The organism is Filibacter tadaridae (assembly GCF_900609045.1).
Taxonomy (GTDB): domain Bacteria; phylum Bacillota; class Bacilli; order Bacillales_A; family Planococcaceae; genus Sporosarcina; species Sporosarcina tadaridae.
In genome coordinates this window covers 59802-78141 of sequence record NZ_UXAV01000031.1, presented here as the reverse complement: position 1 = coordinate 78141, position 18340 = coordinate 59802, and the positions used below count along the sequence as shown (strand labels likewise).

The window sequence follows — 18340 nt, the reverse complement described above, 5'->3', positions numbered from 1 at the left end:
TATGTGGAAAAAGATTATCTTTGGGACGATTGTAATCGTACTGGTCTCGTTACTGGTTGAAGAAAATGTCTTGGGTGCAAAAGAAGATGACACAATTCATGATCTAGAGACGCTACTCTATGAAAAGCTAAAGTTTGAAAAAAGTACCGACTATTTACATGATGAAAAAAAAGTTGAAATGAAAAATACGATACCCGTAAAACAATTCAATATCTATTTTGATGGACGGGACCAACTGTCGAAAAAAGGCGATACTTCGTTTCTTTTCTCGACGGCGGAACGGGGAGCGAGAAGCACCGTTGCGGCAAAGGCGTCTGAACTTAAGCTTTTTATCGGAAAAGAGGAAAAAAAAAGTGTGTTAACTGAAGGCAACGAACCAGTAGAGGGAAAATCGAATAATCGGACACTGATACTGGTTTTGATAGGGATCATTATTGCGAGTCTTATTCTTTTATTTATCATAGTATTGCCGAAACAGGGTAAGGGTTCAACTGTCGAAGTCAAGAAGACGTTTGTGTAGAACAAAAGATTGGAGGGAAATCGTTTGGTCGATTACGGATCGCGTATAGATTCACTTTATGGTGATATTTCAAGCCTTTCCAGCAGTATAAAAAAGAACAAGTGTTTCGGATTATGCATTTAAATATGCAGCTATTATACTCTCGGGCATTAATTATCATGTTCAACTAACATTGCTAAAAGCACCGCTCATCGTAAATAAGGTAATCGCGCTTGTATTTGCAGCTTTAATGATCTGGCAAGTTTTTGTGGTGATTGCTATTTTCGATTAACAGGTGAATCCGGTCGCTATTTTGAAAGTACGACAACAAAAAAATCCACTTCATGTCAATTGCGACGTGGAGTGGATTTTTTTATGGATTAGTTATACAGATTGCGCTAAAGATTCCGTTCAAAACACGCCTTTGAAAAAGTCTTTTAAACTTGTAACGGATATCACCTTCATGAAGGCTTGTTTCATTCATGATCAAATTTTAGGATCGATAAAAAGGAAGGAAGTAACAAGAACGATTTTTGAATGAATTTCAATACCCTATAAAACATGCACAACGAAAATAGGATACAATCTTATAAAGGAAATAAGACGAGAGAAGGTTGTTTCTGTGAATATACTCATCCTTACGAGAGACTTACTCGAAGCACAAGGCTTGAAATGGATGCTGACATCCCAATGGAATGATGTGAAAGTGGAAACGATAATAGAAGACTTTTCATTACTAGAAAATTATCAGGATATTGATTTATATATTATCGATTTGGATCTTAGTGCGAAAAAAGACTTCAATTTGCCAGCACAATCGGCATGGTTGGGGCTTTCTTCTGAACGTACTTTCCAAACCGTCTATTATGCATTGCAACATAAAGCCGAAGACGTATTGTTCCGGCCTTTTCAACCTGAGCGTTTGATGAAACATGTACAGCAATCCCATTTTAAGTGGCGAAACGAACTGGTGAATCGGGAAGTGGCCGTTCAAACAGATGAATCCATTGTACAGTACGGAGATTTATTGGTAGGGAACAAAGAACCAGTGCGGCCGGTTTTGATAAGTATTATTATCCCCTCGCAAAAAGACTCGCTGACTTATCTTGTGAATGTCTTAAAAAACTATGCGTTCCCAACACGATTTGACGTCTTTGCTTTCCCGGACTTTGTTGTCGTTATCCATCATCTAGACGATATAGAAGCATCGCAGGAGGCTTACCGCGTTTTCTTTTCACAGTGGAAAAGCCAATCCGATACACTGCTCGCAATTTACATATATGAGTCTGTTGACGGGACAAGCTATCCTGTACTTTACAAGAAAATGCGCCGTTTCCGTGAACTAATCTTTTATGATGGCTACGATATCGTAACGACCGTGAAGAGTGATCTTGTATGGGGGGAAATGGATCCTTTTCTATCACCATTGGAACAAAGAGAGTGGATTGAAATGTTGTAGAAGCAAAACCATATAGCGATACGGGAATGGCTGGAGCATGATTTTCTGACGCTCGCATCACCTTATCCTGATCCAGAAATGGTGCGTGTCCGGTTAACGAGTATCCTTGCCCAGATTCGTCGTTATATGACTGCTAAATCGTTGAAAATGGATGCATTGGAACAATCCTATCATGCGCTATTCGAGGATACGATCCGCGAGCCTGTTATGTATCAAATTCTTCAAGGATTCATATCTTTTTCAGCACAATTGCTAAGTACTTCAAAAGAATTATCACCTATCGGGCGCACGTTGGAAGAGAAAGCACGCGAATTAATCGAATCGAATTATTGGGACCCTACATGGAATTTAACTGCTTGTGCAGATCAATTGAAAGTCCATAAAAGCACACTCAGTCGGAAGTTTTCCAAAGAATCGGCCGTGTCGTTCAGGGATGCATTGCTGAACGTCCGCATCCGTGAAGCGAAAAGGTTGCTATCTGAAACGGATATCCCGCTTACGGAAGTTTCACGATTGACGGGTTTCACGTATCCTACCTATTTCAGTGCGAAATTCAAAAAGTCGACAGGATTTACTCCATTTGAATACCGACAGTCGTAATGGGAGATTGATAAGTCAGTAATCTTTGTCAATTAATTATAAAAAGTGAAGATAAATAAAAAAGAATTAAGACCATTTGTAATATAGTCATTAGTTTATAACTAGTTTTCGGAAACTTCCCTGTAGAATGAAAGTATAGAGAAAGGGGTTTTGAAAATGAAAGCGAATACATTATCGAAAGTCGTTCAATACAGAGGCACAGAGTTGAATACGAAAGGATGGCAACAAGAGGCGGCCCTTCGCATGCTGATGAATAACTTGCATCCTGATGTGGCGGAGCATCCGGAAGAGTTAGTCGTCTATGGCGGTATCGGCAAAGCGGCAAGAAACTGGGAGAGCTTCGACGCTATTGTGCGTTCATTGAAAGAATTGGAAAATGATGAAACATTACTTATTCAATCAGGTAAACCGGTAGCGGTTTTCAAATCCCATACGAATGCACCACGTGTTTTAATCGCAAATTCAAATATCGTTCCCGCTTTTGCAAACTGGGATACATTCCATGAACTCGATAAAAAAGGGTTGATGATGTATGGACAGATGACAGCGGGAAGTTGGATCTATATCGGTTCACAAGGAATTGTACAAGGAACATATGAAACTTTTGCTGAACTTGCAAAACAGCATTTTGGCGAATCATTAAAAGGAACGATTACGCTAACAGCCGGTCTCGGAGGCATGGGCGGCGCGCAACCTTTAGCTGTAACGATGGCGGGCGGCGTCTGTATCGGAATCGATGTAGATGAATCCCGTATTGATCGCCGTATCGAAACGCGCTACACCGATGTGAAAACAGATTCGTTGGATGAAGCGATTCGATTAGCAGAAAAAGCGAAGAAAGATGGCATAGCACTATCGATCGGTTTACTAGGCAATGCCGCCGAAATCTTACCGGAAATGATTGCACGCGGATTCACGCCTGATGTATTGACAGACCAGACTTCGGCACATGATCCATTGAATGGCTATATTCCGACAGGCATGACACTTGAAACGGCTGCGGAATTACGTAGTGCAGATGCCGAAGAATATGTGAAGCGCTCAAAAGCATCCATGGCGAAGCATGTTTCCGCGATGATTGAGATGATGGACAAAGGAGCAATCACGTTTGACTACGGAAACAATATCCGTCAAGTTGCGAAAGATGAAGGCGTTGAACGTGCATTTGATTTCCCAGGATTCGTACCTGCTTACATCCGTCCGCAATTCTGCGAAGGGAAAGGGCCTTTCCGTTGGGTAGCACTATCAGGAGATCCTGAAGATATTCGGAAAACGGATGAAGTCATTTTACGTGAATTCAGCTACAATACGCATCTTTGCAATTGGATCAAGATGGCTCAAGAAAAAATCCAGTTCCAAGGACTGCCTTCCCGTATTTGTTGGTTGGGTTATGGAGAAAGAGCACGCTTCGGGAAAATTATCAATGACATGGTGGCAAGTGGTGAATTAAGTGCGCCAATCGTCATTGGACGTGACCACCTCGATTCAGGTTCTGTGGCATCTCCAAACCGGGAAACGGAAGCCATGAAAGATGGTTCGGACGCAGTTTCGGATTGGCCGATTTTGAATGCGATGATTAACGCAGTAGGCGGAGCAACTTGGGTATCTTTCCACCACGGTGGCGGCGTAGGTATGGGGTATTCGCAGCACGCAGGCATGGTAATCGTGGCTGACGGAACAAAAGATGCAGAAGAACGCATTGAACGCGTGTTAACGACAGATCCAGGAATGGGCGTCGTCCGCCACGCAGATGCTGGCTACGATTTAGCAATTCAGACCGCTCGCGATAAAGGCATCAAAATCCCTATGTTAGAAGGTGGAAATAAATGAAGCCATTGTGGATAAAACATGCAGCCCAATTAGTCTCCTTGTCAGGTGAAAATGCGCCACGTATTAAAGAGCAGATGTCGGACTTGGCGATTATTGAAGATGGCAGCGTATGGATTGAAAACGGGGAAATCATAGCAGTCGGCACAACAGACGAATTGGAAAAGTCGTTTAGTTCCCGCTCTCAAGAAGCGGACGTTGTCGATGCGACAGGCCGTTTAGTCACGCCCGGCTTAGTGGATCCGCATACACATGTGGCATTCGGCGGCAGCCGTGAACGCGAATTTGAAATGCGTCTCGAAGGTGCTACGTATATGGACATTATGAACGCAGGCGGGGGAATCCATGCGACGACCCGAATGACCCGCGAAGCAACGGAAGACGAGTTGGTGGCGCAAACAACGAAGCGTCTTGATTCATTTTTCCAACATGGGGTGACGACTGTCGAAGGGAAAAGTGGCTATGGACTTGACCTGGAAACTGAATTGAAACAATTACGCGTGATGAAGCGTTTGAACGAACTGCATCCGATTGACCTTGTCCCGACATTCATGGGCGCGCATGCCGTGCCCCAGGAATATAAGGGAAACGAAGAAGCCTATATTGATGTGGTTGTCAATGAAATACTGCCTGTTGTGGCGGAAGAAAAGTTAGCTATATTCAACGATGTATTTTGCGAAAAAGGTGTTTTTACACCCGCTCAATCAGAACGTATTTTAGAAGCAGGGAAAAAGCTAGGGCTTGTACCCAAAATCCATGCAGATGAAATTGAATCGTATGGGGGAGCAGAACTAGCCGCTAAAGTAGGAGCGATTTCTGCGGAACATTTATTGAAAGCATCTGATGAAGGGATTAAACAAATGGCGGAAGCGGGCGTCATCGCTTGTTTATTGCCTGCTACAGCCCTTTATTTACGAGAAGAGGCGGCGAAAGGGCGTCAGATGGTTGACGCGGGAGTTGCCGTTGCCATTTCCACAGACTGCAATCCAGGGTCTTCACCGACGACATCCATGCCACTCGTTATGAATTTAGCATGCATTTCCATGCGCTTAACACCAGCGGAAGCACTTGTAGCGGCAACAATCAATGCCGCTTGTGCGATTCAAATGGAAGACCGCGTCGGTTCATTGGAAGTTGGAAAACAAGGCGATATCGTGCTATGGAATGTGGCAAGTTATCAAGAATTACAGTATTTATTCGGCGTGAATCATGTAGGGGTCGTTTGGAAAAAAGGGGAACGGGTTGTAGGCTGAGCATCTTTACGGGGGAAGATTTTTATGCTTACCTATTGTTGTAGGGATTGAAGATATGCTAGAAAATCAGCTGCCAGTTCGGGTAGCTGATTTTTTAGTTGCATAGAAGTACCTTCTATATAATAGGGTAGTAGGAAGAAGGCAAAGGAGGATAAAAAATCTTTTGTGTCAATTGTGGAAGTGAACAATCAGTTGCACGGTTTTGTGGGAATTGTGGAATGGAAATGAGGAAATCTGAGAATCAACAAATCGAAATGCGAACTTCACGTGTACAACCGAATGAAAATGTTGAGAAAGTAAAAGGATCGTTACAGGCTTACTGGAATTATTTATTACGTTATTTGAAAAAACCGACTGAAGCGTTCCGTCGGGCGGAAGGCGAATTCATATTTGATGTTGTAACGCTTGCGTTGTTCGCACTATTCATCGGGATTGTCAATTACGCATTAAAAAGTAGTCATGATAGCGCAACGTTATCATTCGTTTCCATTGTGAGCGACACATTCTTTTTCATCGCTTTCGGCATGCTCATCGTCCTTATTTCACTATATCTTATCAACAAATTTTTAGGCGCCGAATTAACACTGAAAACGCTCACAGGCATATATGGCACGCAGTTGATTCCACTACTCGCACTATCCCTACTCACATTTGTCCTTATTCTAATCAAGTCAGTCGTAATTGGAAATGTCCTTCTATTAGCTATCGTACTCTATGCCATTTTTGTTCTACCTTTATATCTGCTAACGCGATTACTAGCAACTACATCATCGAACTTGGATCCCCACTACAGTTTCATCTCCTATCTCATACTTTTCACGCTTCTCTTTTCGTTCTATCTACGCGTTATATTGGATAAAGGGCTAGGCGACATTTTCGGTAGACTCACATTCTAATGATGAAGCAACAAAAATATCCCCCTTCGATGGGCTTCGAAGGGGGATTTGTGGTGCGGAAATGGGGTTTTCAAGGTTTGCGGTGAACCTCGCAACGCTCGCGTCGAACCACACAACGCCCGCGCCGAACCTCACAACGCTTGCGCCCCAAACCTCGCAACGCTTTCTCAATCCATCTTCTCCAAAAACGAACCCACATCACGCACTGGCGCCGAACAAACAGAATGCTCACAAACATAGACAACGAGCGGTTCAGTATCACTATATTTACCTTCCGTCAGTGCTATAGTTTCCGTATTGGATTCATATTCCGCCTCCAACCACACGTCAAACGGATGGAATGTCGTGTGTAGAAATTCGAGGATTTCATTCTTCCCTGCGGCTGAGCTTCCGCTTACAACAATCTCTTTGCCACCTACTTCGAAGGCCATTCTTGCTGTAAGAAGGGTCAATACACCGGTCGGATAATTGATGACCTCATCCGTAAAGGCGGACATAAGTTGCTCAACTTTCTGCAGTAGCTTATGATTGCCTGTCAGTTTTGCGAGCCGCCATAATTGCAAGGCAGCGACGCCATTTCCGGAAGGCATGGCACCTTCCATAATGGTCATATCCCGTACGAGCAATTTTTCCGCGTCTTGATCGGTGAAATAAAAACCACCATGCTCCTCGCTTCCAAATCGCTTAAACAGAGAAACGGAAAGCGTTATCGCCCGTTTTAGATGCTCGTCAGAACCTGTTGCCTGGTGCAAGTCGATGTAGCCCCAAAGTAAAAATGCATAATCATCGACATAACCGAGAAATTTCGCCTCGCCATCTCGGAACCGCGCATGCAGGAAATCATCTTCCGATAAGTGCTTTTCAATGAAGGAAGTTGCTTTTTCCGCCATATCAATGAATGCAGGTTCTTTGAATGTTGCACCCGCTTTTGCAAGTGCCGCAATCGTCAAACCGTTCCATGCCGTCAAAATTTTATCGTCGAGATGCGGATAGACACGCTTTTCGCGTTCCTTCAACAATTGTTTCCGGCATTCTTCAAGAGTTTGCCAGGCAGTTACCTCCGACATTTCGTGTTCTTCAGCCAACTTTTTCATATCTGTACCGATCAAATGCGGAATGTTTTTGCCTTCAAAGTTCCCTTCCTCGGAAATGTCATAAGCATCGCAGAAGAGATTACCTTTCGTCTCCCCAAGAAGTGCGAGCACTTCGTTTTCACTCCAAATATAATACGTGCCTTCTTCACCTTCACTGTCGGCATCGATTGCAGAATAAAACCCGCCATCCGGATGCGTCATTTCCCGCTTCAGAAATGCGACGGTGCTATAAACGATTTCTTTGTAACGAGGATTCCGTGTCATTTGATAGGCTTCGGTAAATGCCGATAACAGCAATGCCTGGTCATGTAGCATCTTCTCGAAATGGGGGACAAGCCACATTTCGTCTGTCGAATAGCGCGCGAAACCGCCTCCGATATGATCCATAATCCCGCCGTTCGCAATGGAATGCAATGTTTTCTCAACCATTAAAAGGGCCTTATCTTCACCTGTCCACTTGGCATAGCGCAGTAAAAACAGCAGCTGACTGGGGGACGGGAATTTTGGAGCGCCTCCGAAACCGCCGTATTTCGTGTCGAATTGCTGGGACAATTGCTGAAACGCTGCGTGCATGGCGTCACTCGGCACTTCATCGCCAGCTGTTCTTGCACGTGGTTTCAATGTGTTTGCAACACCCTCGCTTATTTGCTGAATGTGCTCGGGTTCAGATTGATACGTTTCGGCCAGTTGGTGAAGTACATCCATCATCCCGGGACGACCGTATTTGCTTTCTTTCGGAAAATAAGTACCTACGTAAAACGGTTTCTGATCGTATGTCAAGAAAGCATTCAGTGGCCAACCACCTTGCCCTGTCTGCTGAATGCAAACTTCCATATAAATAGCATCGATATCCGGCCGTTCTTCACGGTCCACTTTAATGGAAACGAAATGTTCATTTAATAAAGCTGCGACTTCATCATCTTCAAATGATTCTTCCTCCATAACATGACACCAATGACAAGTGCTGTAACCAATACTGACGAATACGGGTTTATTTTCCCGCTTCGCTTTATCAAACGCTTCCGGGCCCCACGGATACCAATCGACGGGGTTATAAGCGTGTTGCAATAGGTAGGGTGACTTTTCCATACGTAAACGATTCGGTTGCCTGTCCATAAAATCCACCTTCCTCAAACGATTGCTTCACCATTAATCTTCCCACATGTACAAAGAAAAAGACATGAGATGACACGCAAAAACGAAAAGCATGCGCCATTGTGTAGTTGGGCAATGAATTCTTTCAACATTGTAAGGCATTCGCCCGAGTAAGTACGTGAGAAAAGTACCTCAAACTGGTAGAATGGAACAAATTCCACACAGAGGTGATTCGATGATTTATCAATTCAAAATTCTGCTAAAACAGTCAAGCCCACCGATTTGGCGAAGGCTTCTGGTAGATAGTAAAGCGACATTTCAACAGCTACACGAAATAATCCAGGCGGCATTCGACTGGGACGATAGCCATTTGCATTCGTTTTCTGTACGTAAAACAGGAGGGCGTAAAGTGGCTGATTTATATATCGGTCCGAAAAACATGATTGATGGCCCACCTTCATTCCGAACAGTGGATGAAAACACTGAGTTACTATCCGGTTGGTTCAAAAATGAAAAGGATTTTGCCGTCTATACATATGATTTCGGGGTCAACTGGCAACATGAAATTACGTTCGAAAAAGTCCTTCAAGAAGTACCTGGCGAACGTTATCCTCAATGTGTAAAAGCGACACAATCTGCATCCGGGGATGAAGATTGGAAAAAGGCAACATTACGTGTCAATGAAGCTCTAGCACCTTTGTCAACTATAGTAGCAGGAGAAGGAGAAGGAGAAGGTTCGGATTCATTTGACTGGGAAGCGTTCTTTAACCAGGCAAAAGCATTCAACGCACTTAAACCATGGGAAACGCTGGATGACAATCAAATCTTTGTCGTCATAGACCCTGAAAGTAGAGAAAATCTATTTTGTAGCATACTTGGCGGTGCAGGGGAAGAATTCGGCATGGCAGTCTACATTGGCGAAGCGGGTCTACGGTCTTTGGAGGACACATTCGACAATACGAAAGAGACAATGGATTTGATATTCAAACAGAGAAGTATATTGCTATCTTTCGTTGACCGTGATGAGTTGGACACGGAAGACTACAAATTCATTAAAAAACATGGGGGAACATTCCGTGGACGGAAACAATGGCTTCAATTCCGCAGTTTCGTGCCAGGCAGTTACCCGTGGTTGATAGACGAAGAAGAAGCACGAATTTTGTCAGTGGCAATCGAGCGGGCGATGGAAATGTGTAAACAGGTTAGAACAGGTGTCACTCGGGTTCCAGTCTGGGAGGGGGATCTAGAGTTTCCGGCTCAAATTCCAAGTAGTGAGGAAGAATCACTTCTATGGAAGGACGGTGTATTGAAAATTAGAAGAGACGGAAAACGGGTAGAAAAGCCTGAGCTGTTCATTTCCGAATTGGATTTGAAACGCGCACAAAAGCTAGAACGTCAGAACAGTTCTATTGAATTTGAAATCTTTCATTTGGATACACCTGTTCAAGAAAAGAAAGACGAACGACCGCAGTTCCCCATGATGGCCGTTGTGCTTGATCATAAGAATGGATTAGTATTATTCCAGGAAATCTATCAGGGTACGAATGAAGCGGAAAATGCCCAACATGCCTTTATAAGTTTTGTGCAACAGACAGGTTTCCGCCCGCGTGAAATCTGGTTATCGGAAGACTCGTACCGGCATCTATCGCTCATTATCAGACCACTTCGCATGGAGGTCATGAGAACAAAGGCACTACCGAATATTAAGCAATTAAAAGAGTTCTTACGAGAAATGAGACAGAAGGATAGAGGTTTTTAACATATTAAGTGGGTGTCTAAGTAGATCCCCACACAATTAAGGCACTCACTTATAAACTATTCCAGAAACGCCCCTTACGTCCTATAGGTCGTAAAGGGCGTTTGTTATATACTAAGAATCGTTTGTAGAAATAGGAGGCGAAAGGATGGGGAAAAAGAAAAATCCAGGACCTCGGAGAAAAAGAATGAAAAGGGAACAACGTTTGTTGAATGCAAAGACAAAGTGGTTGCCGAATACAACTGCCAAAAATATCGCGAAATCGTATAGTAAATGGTATGGTGTCGACTTACAATGTGCGATTCGAGAGTTGGAAACAATTGGTCTTTACTTTTCCGATGAGTATAAAAAGCAAGTAGTAATCGCATATGAGAATAAAATAGCTAGCAAACAAAAACGCAAAGAAGAAAGAGAAGCATAGCCGTATATACCGGAAAATAATAACTAAAGTAATGGGCTTCTACTAAGGCCTATTTTTTTTGAAGTTTAACCGCTAGAATTATTGTATTATTCTAAACTAATTGATAAGATAGTAACTACTATATATAGCTGCCAGTCCCATCTATTCAGCTACTAAAGAGGTTTCAACACCTCTATACCAAAGGGGAGTATGAAGATGAACGTCATTGACTTGCACTGCGATGTGTTATTAAAACTGTACGAATCGAAAGGAAAACTGAAATTCCAAGACGCACCCGAACTGGATACGAACTTCGAGAGATTGAAAAAAGGAGGCGTTAAGGTCCAAGCATTCGCAATCTTCATCTATCCCGAAGTCAAGTCGGATGATAAGTTCCAAGTGGCTTTGGATCAAATCCATTACTTCTATACAGAAGTACTTGGCAAAAACTCCTCTATGAAACTGATTAAAGACTGGGATGATTTGAGTCTGTTGAAAGAAGGGGAAACCGGTGCTTTATTGACGTTGGAAGGCGTTGACGCTATCGGGAATGACCTTCAAAAACTGACAATATTATATGAATTAGGCGTTCGATCCATTGGTCTGACTTGGAACAATGCGAACTTGGCAGCTGATGGAGCTGGCGAAAAGCGTGGAGCAGGCCTTACATCATTTGGGACGGAAATTGTAGAGTGGAATAATCGGCATAAGATCTTTACGGATGTGTCCCATTTATGTGAAAAAGCGTTTTGGGATGTAATGGATGTGGCGAAATATCCGATTGCCAGCCATTCAAATGCAAGATCGATTTGTGATCACGTCCGGAACTTAAGGGATGATCAAGCAAAAGCGATGTTTGCACAAGGCGGCATGATCCATATCGTTTATGCTCCTCAATTTGTAAAAGTGGCGGAAAAAGTGACGATTTCAAACCTCATTGAACATATAGATCACTTTTGTTCACTGGGAGGCGTCCACCAAATTGGATTAGGGTCTGATTTTGACGGTATATCGAAAAAAATTGTGAACTTGGAAGATGCATCTATGCACACTAACTTGGTAAATGAACTATTAAAATACTATAGCGAGGATACTGTGCAAGGATTTGCTTCCCAAAATTTCCTTAATCATCTCCCGAAATAACTGAAAGCAATGGACCCTGCAACGCCGATTAAACAATAAATGCAACCGAGCAGCAGAATGTATTTGGTAACAGGAAAGCTTCTTTCGTAACCATTTGCCTGCGCCTTTTGTTGATGGACTTCCCGGATAACTTGTTCTTTTTTGCTTAACGTAGAAAAAAAGCGTTTGGAGTTTCTTGCAAAAGCATTAAAAAATCCACCTTGAATCAGAGTTAACGCACTTCCGACAACTAAAAAAAGTAAACCTATGTAAAAGGTTCCATTTAAAAAATGAATCATCTTACTAGGGGAAAGCAGCCGGACAAGCAGGAAGATTAACAGTGGTATGAAGGAAAAGATTGTTACTAGACGATTTGTCATTGCATTTGCTCCTATTCCTGATGAACACTAAAATAACTGAAGATTAATAATGTTATTGCAAATATAACTACTAACATATATAATTGTATAAAACTCAGTAAAATAAGCAAGGGGGAAATGGATAATGAAGAATAAAAAGTGGTTTGGTTTACTGTTCTTTGCAATGTTTGCGTTACTTTTGGCGGGTTGCAACTTTAATTCTTCAGAAAAAAGTGATGATGGAACGAAGAAAAGTGGGGATGAAAAAGATGGCGAGGTTGCCCAAGTACTTAACTTGAGCGCGCCGGCTGATGTCCCTACTTTGGACTCTACAAAAGCCCATGATGCAATTGCTTTCAATGTGTTGAACAATGTGAACGAAGGGCTTTATCGTCAAGATGAAAGCAATAAATCAGTTCCTGCATTGGCTGAAAAACATGAAATGAATGATGATAAAACAGTTCATACATTTACGATTAGAGATACAACATGGAGTAATGGTGACCCTGTTACAGCAGCAGATTTCGAATATGCATGGAAACGTGTCATGAAAGAAAACGGTGCGTACAATTATATGATCGCCACTGCTGGTGTTAAAAACGCGGAAGCCATCATGAATGGGGAAATGGATGCGGAAGAACTTGGTATTAAAGCAACAGGCGATAACACACTGGAAGTCACGCTTGAAAGTCCAAATCCATTATTTAAGACATTGCTGTCTTTCGCAACATTCTTACCACAAAACCAGAAATTCGTTGAAGAAATGGGCGATCAGTATGCACTTGAAGCTGAAAACATTCTAGCCAACGGGCCTTTTAAACTTGTAAGCTGGACACAAGAGCAAGGTTGGGAAATGGAAAAGAATGAAGATTATTGGGATACCGACAACGTAAAACTTGAAAAAGTAAACGTCTTTGTTGTAAAAGACCCGTCGTCAGGTGCAAACCTTTATGAAACGGGGAAAATCGACCGTGTTAAATTGACATCAGCGCTTGTCGATCAATACAAGGATGATAAAGAATTCGAAAACGTAAAAGACTCGGGAATCGTCTTCCTACGTTTTAATCATAACAACCCTGTACTAAAAAATGTAAACGTTCGCAAAGCGATTAATATGGCAATTGACCGTAATGGATTGACAGACGTCATCTTGAAAGATGGTTCTACACCACTTTACGGCGTCGTCGCTGAGTCGTTCTATTTCTCACCGGATGATAAAGATTACCGTGAACTCAATGGTGATTTCAACAAAGGGACTCCTGAAGAAGCACAGGAGTATTGGGAAAAAGCGTTAGCTGAACTCGGACAAAAAGAAGTGGAAGTGTCCATCAATATCGCCGATTCAGATGAAATGAAAAAAGTCGCTGAATATCTACAAGCGCAACTTGAAGACAATCTTCCTGGATTCAAACTTGAAATCAAAGCCGTACCATTTGCACAACGACTTGAAATCGAAAAAGCCGTTGAGTATGACCTTTCGCTATCAACATGGGGTCCAGACTATAGTGACCCGATGACCTACCTAGATATGTGGGTAAAAGGAAGTTCGGCGAACCGCATGGATTATCATAATCCTAAACTAGATGCATTGGTTGTTGCTGCACGTGGTGAAACAGACTTGGAGAAACGTTATGAAATGTTGCTGGATATCGAGAAAATCCTGTTGGAAGAAGATGCAGCAGTCGCACCACTTTATCAAAGAGGATCTGCAGTTCTCCTCAATGAAAAAGTGAAAGGACTCGTTATTCATCCTTCAGGTGCGGATATGTCCTACAAATGGGCGTATATCGAAGAATAATAGACAGACAAGAACGCGGGTGTAGCCAACTGGTGTGCCCGCGTTTTACGTTTTTTTATGAAGATATCTTTCATGCGATGAACACGAACTTTTCACAGAATTGAGGTGCCCACGATGAAGCGTTACATAGTAAAAAGGCTTGGTTTCATGGTTATCACGTTATTTATCATTGTTACACTCACATTTTTCCTTATGCAATTACTTCCTGGTACACCGTTCACTAACCCAGAAAAATTGTCTGATTCGCAGCTCCAGATCCTAAATGCCAAATATGGCCTGGATCAACCAGCAGCCATACAATACTTCCGCTACATCGGAAACCTTCTGCAAGGAGATCTCGGTTATTCATTTCAATATGAGGGTCGTACGGTTAAAAGCATGATTATTGACCGGGTGGGACCATCCGCTTTCATCGGCTTACAAGCGCTCATTTTCGGTACGATTATCGGTTTGGTGTTAGGGATTGTTTCAGCGTTAAAACATAATACAATTCTTGATTATGGAGCTGTGACATTGGCAGTTCTCGGCATGTCTATTCCGTCTTTCGTCTTTGCCGCATTACTGCAATATTATATTGGCGTAAAACTTGAATGGCTTCCAGTTGCACTGTGGGAAAGTTATGAAAGTACGCTTTTGCCTTCGATTGCACTTTCAGTAACAGTTATAGCGACTGTTGCGCGCTTTATACGCAGTGAAATGCTCGAAGTGCTGGGACAAGATTACGTAACGACAGCAAGATCCAAAGGGTTAGGTGAAGCAGCCGTTATCATCAAACATGTTGTCCGCAATGCATTAATCCCCGTTGTAACGATGCTTGGACCACTTGCTGTTTCCATCATGACGGGTACATTAGTCATCGAAAAGATTTTTTCCGTTCCGGGTCTCGGAGAACAATTCACATTATCTATACTGGTCCTGGATTACAGTGTAATCATGGGCATCACGCTTTTTTATAGTGCATTATTTATTTTTGTTGTTTTCCTTGTTGATATCATTTATGGATTCCTCGATCCGCGTATTGAGTATAAGGAGGGCGGACAAGTATGACTAGTAAACTCAATGAGAAACAGCTTGTTGATTCACCCCCCCTTACAAATGCGCGTGGTAACCATGATGAAATCACGGACGATTTATTTGTAGCTGCGCCGCTGAACCTTGCGTTGCAAGAAGAAATCTCCAAACCGTCCGTTTCCTTTTGGCAGGAAGCTTTTCATCGCCTATTCAGGAATAAAGGGGCAGTCATTTCGCTTGTTGTACTATTGTTGTTGGTGATCGTTGCTCTTGTAGGACCTTCTATGAATGAGCATACATACCGCAGCCAGAATATCGCTCATTCGAATATGCCGCCGAAAGTTTCGGGCCTTGAATGGCTTGGTTTTGACGGTAAGAACTCCAAAGGGATAGACGTCTATGAAACACAAGCTGTAGAAGAAAACTATTGGTTTGGAACAGATGAATTCGGAAGGGATATTTGGACAAGGGTTTGGAAGGGTACTCAAATATCTTTATTCATCGCACTTGTTGCGGCGGCGCTTGATCTGGTCATTGGTGTTGTTTATGGAGGGATTTCATCGTTTTACGGCGGTCGAGTGGACAACTTCATGCAACGGATCATCGAGGTGCTCGTCGGTATTCCGAACTTGATTGTCATCATCCTTTTCATACTCATCTTGGAGCCGGGTATTCGTTCCATCATTTTAGCGATGGTTATAACGGGATGGGTTGGAATGGCGCGTGTTGTACGAGGTCAAGTCCTACAGCTCAAAGGTCAGGAATTTGTTTTGGCATCTCAGACACTTGGTGCATCAAATGCCAGGTTAATCTGGAAACACTTGATGCCTAACGTTATGGGACCGATTATTGTCACGGTAATGTTCACTATACCAACTGCCATATTCTTTGAAGCATTTCTCAGTTTCATAGGGCTTGGCTTACAAGCGCCACTTGCTTCACTCGGTGTATTGATAGAAGACGGCTATAAATCAATGCGGTTTTTCTCATACAAACTTATTTTCCCGGCATTTGTCATCAGTGCCATTATGATCTGCTTTAATTTATTGGCGGATGGGCTACGGGATGCAATGGATCCGAAAATGAAGAGATAGGGGAGGGTCAATTATGACAGAAGAAATATTGGCAGTTACTGATTTGCACGTTTCCTTCAAGACCCAAGCCGGAATGGTAACAGCCGTACGCGGTGTAAATTTCAACTTGAACAAAGGAGAAACATTGGCAATTGTTGGAGAATCAGGGTCTGGAAAGTCCGTCACTGCAAAGGCGATCATGCGCCTTCTGCCAAAACATAATGCTCAGATTTCACAAGGTGGCATCTTGTATGAAGGACAAGATTTACTCAATCTGTCAGTGAACGACATGCAGAAAGTGAGGGGCTCGGAGATTGCAATGGTGTTCCAGGATCCGATGACTTCTTTGAATCCGACAATGCGGATAGGGAAGCAAATTATGGAGGGGCTATTAAAACATCAAAAGCTCTCAAAGACAGTAGCAAAAGAAAAGGCACTGCAAATGCTGGAGCTTGTCGGGATTCCAAATGCGAAAGAAAGGCTTGAAGCATATCCCCATCAATTTTCCGGAGGGATGAGGCAGCGTGTCGTCATTGCTATGGCCCTTGCTTGTAATCCGCATATATTGATTGCCGATGAACCAACGACGGCACTCGATGTCACTATTCAAGCCCAAATATTGCAGTTGATGAAAGACTTACAGGAAAAAATGGATACAGCTATTATCCTTATTACACATGACCTTGGTGTAGTGGCGAATATGGCAGACCATGTCGCCGTTATGTATGCGGGGGAAATAGTGGAGCAAGGGACATTGGATGAGATTTTTTATCAACCGCAGCATCCGTATACACTAGGCCTTTTGCGCTCAATGCCTAATCTAAGTGCGAGTAGATCGGAACCGCTTATCCCGATTCCCGGTTCGCCGCCTGATGTTATGACGCTTGGAACTGGATGCCCTTTTGCGGCACGTTGTCCACATACTATGAAAGTCTGCCATGACTTTTTGCCGAAATACACACATTTAAGTGATAGCCACACGGTGATGTGTTGGTTGCAGGACGAACGAACACCGTCCGCACAAATCCCCGAGGAAGTTGGGAGCGTATACGAATGAAAAAAAACGAAGAGTTACTCGTTGTATCCGATTTGAAGAAGCATTTCCCTGTTGGGAAAAAGAGTTCGTTGAAGGCTGTGGACGGCATCAGCTTCACGATTAAAAAAGGAGAGACACTCGGACTTGTCGGCGAATCGGGTTGTGGAAAATCAACGGTCGGTAGGGTGATTACACAAATTTATCAACCCTCAAGCGGTGAAGTCCTTTTTAACAATGACTCCGTCCACGGTCGAATAAGCGGTGCTGCAAAAAAAGAGAAAAAACGCAGCATGCAAATGATTTTCCAGGATCCTTATTCCTCACTTAATCCGCGCATGACTGTAATGGAAATCATTTCAGAAGGCTTGATCATCCATTCACCTGGTCTCGGGCGCAAAGAAAGGGAAAGTAAAGTGAACGAGCTTCTGGAACTTGTCGGTCTCAATAAGAAACACGCCCAGCGGTTTCCACACGAATTCAGTGGTGGGCAAAGACAGCGTATCGGAATTGCTAGAGCTTTAGCAGTTGAACCCGAATTCATCGTCGCGGATGAACCGATTGCCGCGCTGGATGTATCGATTCAAGCGCAAATCGTTAACTTATTGAAAAAGCTACAAGATGAGAAAGAGTTGACTTATTTATTCATTGCACATGATTTGTCAATGGTAAAGTACATAAGCGACCGCATCGCAGTAATGTATCTGGGGAAGATTATGGAGATTACGGAAAGCGAAACGCTGTATGAAAAGCCTTTGCATCCTTACACGCGAGCGTTGTTGTCAGCTATTCCGATTCCCGACCCGGATATGGAAAGATCCAGGGAACAAATCATCTTAACCGGTGACGTACCAAGCCCGATTGACCTACCTAGTGGTTGCAGGTTCAGGACAAGATGCCCGAATGTAATGGGGGTGTGCTCTGAAATCGAGCCGCAATTTTTAGAAGTCGAATCCAATCACTTTGTTTCCTGCCATTTGTACGATGAACAAGTCATGTCCCGGGAAGACGCGGTTCCTCTTTATGATGAAAAAGTTTCGACCTATCAAACGGTATGAAGTCAAC

Annotated in this window: 16 protein-coding genes; 14 read left to right on the top strand and 2 right to left on the bottom strand. The window is 43.1% G+C overall.

The features are described from left to right. Nucleotide 1: 1 nt before the first annotated feature. The 6 genes from essA (at nt 2) to FILTAD_RS05580 (ending at nt 6534) form a co-directional block, all read left to right on the top strand. Complete coding sequence (gene essA, locus FILTAD_RS05600) at nt 2-520, top strand: type VII secretion protein EssA (protein WP_124069530.1); 519 nt, start codon at nt 2-4, stop codon at nt 518-520. Between the two features lie 601 nt (nt 521-1121). After that, nucleotides 1122-1958 (top strand): hypothetical protein, encoded by an 837-nt coding sequence (locus tag FILTAD_RS16045; protein ID WP_238988157.1) that lies wholly within the window; start codon nt 1122-1124, stop codon nt 1956-1958. A gap of 126 nt (nt 1959-2084) precedes the next feature. After that, nucleotides 2085-2558, top strand: a complete 474-nt coding sequence (locus FILTAD_RS16040; RefSeq protein ID WP_238988156.1) for a helix-turn-helix transcriptional regulator — start codon at nt 2085-2087, stop codon at nt 2556-2558. Nucleotides 2559-2714: 156 nt separating this feature from the next. Beyond that, nucleotides 2715-4388, top strand: coding sequence for a urocanate hydratase (hutU, locus tag FILTAD_RS05590; protein WP_124069529.1), 1674 nt, complete (start codon nt 2715-2717; stop codon nt 4386-4388). Beyond that, nucleotides 4385-5638: an imidazolonepropionase gene (hutI, locus tag FILTAD_RS05585; RefSeq protein ID WP_124069528.1), complete on the top strand. Its 1254-nt coding sequence runs from the start codon at nt 4385-4387 to the stop codon at nt 5636-5638. Before hutU ends, hutI begins: the two co-directional genes overlap by 4 nt. Before the next feature lie 224 nt (nt 5639-5862). Continuing rightward, entirely contained in the window at nt 5863-6534 is a 672-nt protein-coding gene (locus FILTAD_RS05580) for a hypothetical protein (RefSeq protein ID WP_148085383.1), read from the top strand. Between the two features lie 167 nt (nt 6535-6701). Here FILTAD_RS05580 and FILTAD_RS05575 read toward each other — a convergent pair whose 3' ends face one another. Beyond that, nucleotides 6702-8744, bottom strand: a complete 2043-nt coding sequence (locus FILTAD_RS05575) for a thioredoxin domain-containing protein (protein ID WP_124069526.1) — start codon at nt 8742-8744, stop codon at nt 6702-6704. A 214-nt stretch (nt 8745-8958) separates the two neighbouring features. Here FILTAD_RS05575 and FILTAD_RS05570 point away from each other — a divergent pair, with 214 nt between their 5' ends. From FILTAD_RS05570 to FILTAD_RS05560, 3 genes are all read left to right on the top strand, one after another. After that, nucleotides 8959-10482, top strand: coding sequence for a plasmid pRiA4b ORF-3 family protein (locus tag FILTAD_RS05570; RefSeq protein ID WP_160117569.1), 1524 nt, complete (start codon nt 8959-8961; stop codon nt 10480-10482). Nucleotides 10483-10627: 145 nt separating this feature from the next. After that, complete coding sequence (locus FILTAD_RS05565) at nt 10628-10900, top strand: hypothetical protein (RefSeq protein WP_124069524.1); 273 nt, start codon at nt 10628-10630, stop codon at nt 10898-10900. Between the two features lie 195 nt (nt 10901-11095). Next, on the top strand, nt 11096-12022 hold the full coding sequence (locus FILTAD_RS05560; RefSeq protein WP_124069523.1) for a dipeptidase: 927 nt from the start codon (nt 11096-11098) through the stop codon (nt 12020-12022). Here FILTAD_RS05560 and FILTAD_RS05555 read toward each other — a convergent pair. Continuing rightward, nucleotides 12007-12381 carry a DUF3899 domain-containing protein gene (locus FILTAD_RS05555; RefSeq protein ID WP_124069522.1) on the bottom strand — a complete coding sequence of 125 codons (375 nt, stop codon included), beginning with the start codon at nt 12379-12381 and terminating at the stop codon, nt 12007-12009. The two genes, FILTAD_RS05560 and FILTAD_RS05555, sit on opposite strands and share 16 nt — an antisense overlap. A 124-nt stretch (nt 12382-12505) precedes the next feature. On the opposite strand from FILTAD_RS05555, the gene FILTAD_RS05550 reads away from it, so the two are divergent. The 5 genes from FILTAD_RS05550 (at nt 12506) to FILTAD_RS05530 (ending at nt 18333) form a co-directional block, all read left to right on the top strand. Next, nucleotides 12506-14158: a peptide ABC transporter substrate-binding protein gene (locus tag FILTAD_RS05550; protein WP_124069521.1), complete on the top strand. Its 1653-nt coding sequence runs from the start codon at nt 12506-12508 to the stop codon at nt 14156-14158. Between the two features lie 114 nt (nt 14159-14272). Continuing rightward, the gene (locus tag FILTAD_RS05545; RefSeq protein WP_124069520.1) at nt 14273-15205 is read left to right on the top strand and encodes an ABC transporter permease; all 933 of its coding nucleotides are present in this window, start codon (nt 14273-14275) and stop codon (nt 15203-15205) included. Beyond that, nucleotides 15202-16263: an oligopeptide ABC transporter permease gene (gene opp3C / locus FILTAD_RS05540; protein WP_124069519.1), complete on the top strand. Its 1062-nt coding sequence runs from the start codon at nt 15202-15204 to the stop codon at nt 16261-16263. Before FILTAD_RS05545 ends, opp3C begins: the two co-directional genes overlap by 4 nt. A 13-nt stretch (nt 16264-16276) precedes the next feature. Then, complete coding sequence (locus FILTAD_RS05535) at nt 16277-17299, top strand: ABC transporter ATP-binding protein (protein ID WP_124069518.1); 1023 nt, start codon at nt 16277-16279, stop codon at nt 17297-17299. Continuing rightward, complete coding sequence (locus tag FILTAD_RS05530) at nt 17296-18333, top strand: ABC transporter ATP-binding protein (RefSeq protein ID WP_124069517.1); 1038 nt, start codon at nt 17296-17298, stop codon at nt 18331-18333. The genes FILTAD_RS05535 and FILTAD_RS05530 overlap by 4 nt, the downstream gene beginning before the upstream one ends. Nucleotides 18334-18340 lie beyond the last annotated feature (7 nt).

Excerpts from the sequence above, each read along its gene's own strand:
- hutU (WP_124069529.1), top strand. The coding sequence starts at position 2,715 with ATGAAAGCGAATACATTATCGAAAGTCGTTCAATACAGAGGCACAGAG.
- FILTAD_RS05565 (WP_124069524.1), top strand. The coding sequence starts at position 10,628 with ATGGGGAAAAAGAAAAATCCAGGACCTCGGAGAAAAAGAATGAAAAGG.
- FILTAD_RS05560 (WP_124069523.1), top strand. The coding sequence starts at position 11,096 with ATGAACGTCATTGACTTGCACTGCGATGTGTTATTAAAACTGTACGAA.
- opp3C (WP_124069519.1), top strand. The coding sequence starts at position 15,202 with ATGACTAGTAAACTCAATGAGAAACAGCTTGTTGATTCACCCCCCCTT.
- FILTAD_RS05545 (WP_124069520.1), top strand. The coding sequence starts at position 14,273 with ATGAAGCGTTACATAGTAAAAAGGCTTGGTTTCATGGTTATCACGTTA.
- hutI (WP_124069528.1), top strand. The coding sequence starts at position 4,385 with ATGAAGCCATTGTGGATAAAACATGCAGCCCAATTAGTCTCCTTGTCA.
- FILTAD_RS05575 (WP_124069526.1), bottom strand. The coding sequence starts at position 8,744 with ATGGACAGGCAACCGAATCGTTTACGTATGGAAAAGTCACCCTACCTA.
- essA (WP_124069530.1), top strand. The coding sequence starts at position 2 with ATGTGGAAAAAGATTATCTTTGGGACGATTGTAATCGTACTGGTCTCG.
- FILTAD_RS05550 (WP_124069521.1), top strand. The coding sequence starts at position 12,506 with ATGAAGAATAAAAAGTGGTTTGGTTTACTGTTCTTTGCAATGTTTGCG.
- FILTAD_RS05580 (WP_148085383.1), top strand. The coding sequence starts at position 5,863 with ATGAGGAAATCTGAGAATCAACAAATCGAAATGCGAACTTCACGTGTA.
- FILTAD_RS05570 (WP_160117569.1), top strand. The coding sequence starts at position 8,959 with ATGATTTATCAATTCAAAATTCTGCTAAAACAGTCAAGCCCACCGATT.
- FILTAD_RS05530 (WP_124069517.1), top strand. The coding sequence starts at position 17,296 with ATGAAAAAAAACGAAGAGTTACTCGTTGTATCCGATTTGAAGAAGCAT.
- FILTAD_RS05555 (WP_124069522.1), bottom strand. The coding sequence starts at position 12,381 with ATGACAAATCGTCTAGTAACAATCTTTTCCTTCATACCACTGTTAATC.
- FILTAD_RS05535 (WP_124069518.1), top strand. The coding sequence starts at position 16,277 with ATGACAGAAGAAATATTGGCAGTTACTGATTTGCACGTTTCCTTCAAG.
- FILTAD_RS16040 (WP_238988156.1), top strand. The coding sequence starts at position 2,085 with ATGACTGCTAAATCGTTGAAAATGGATGCATTGGAACAATCCTATCAT.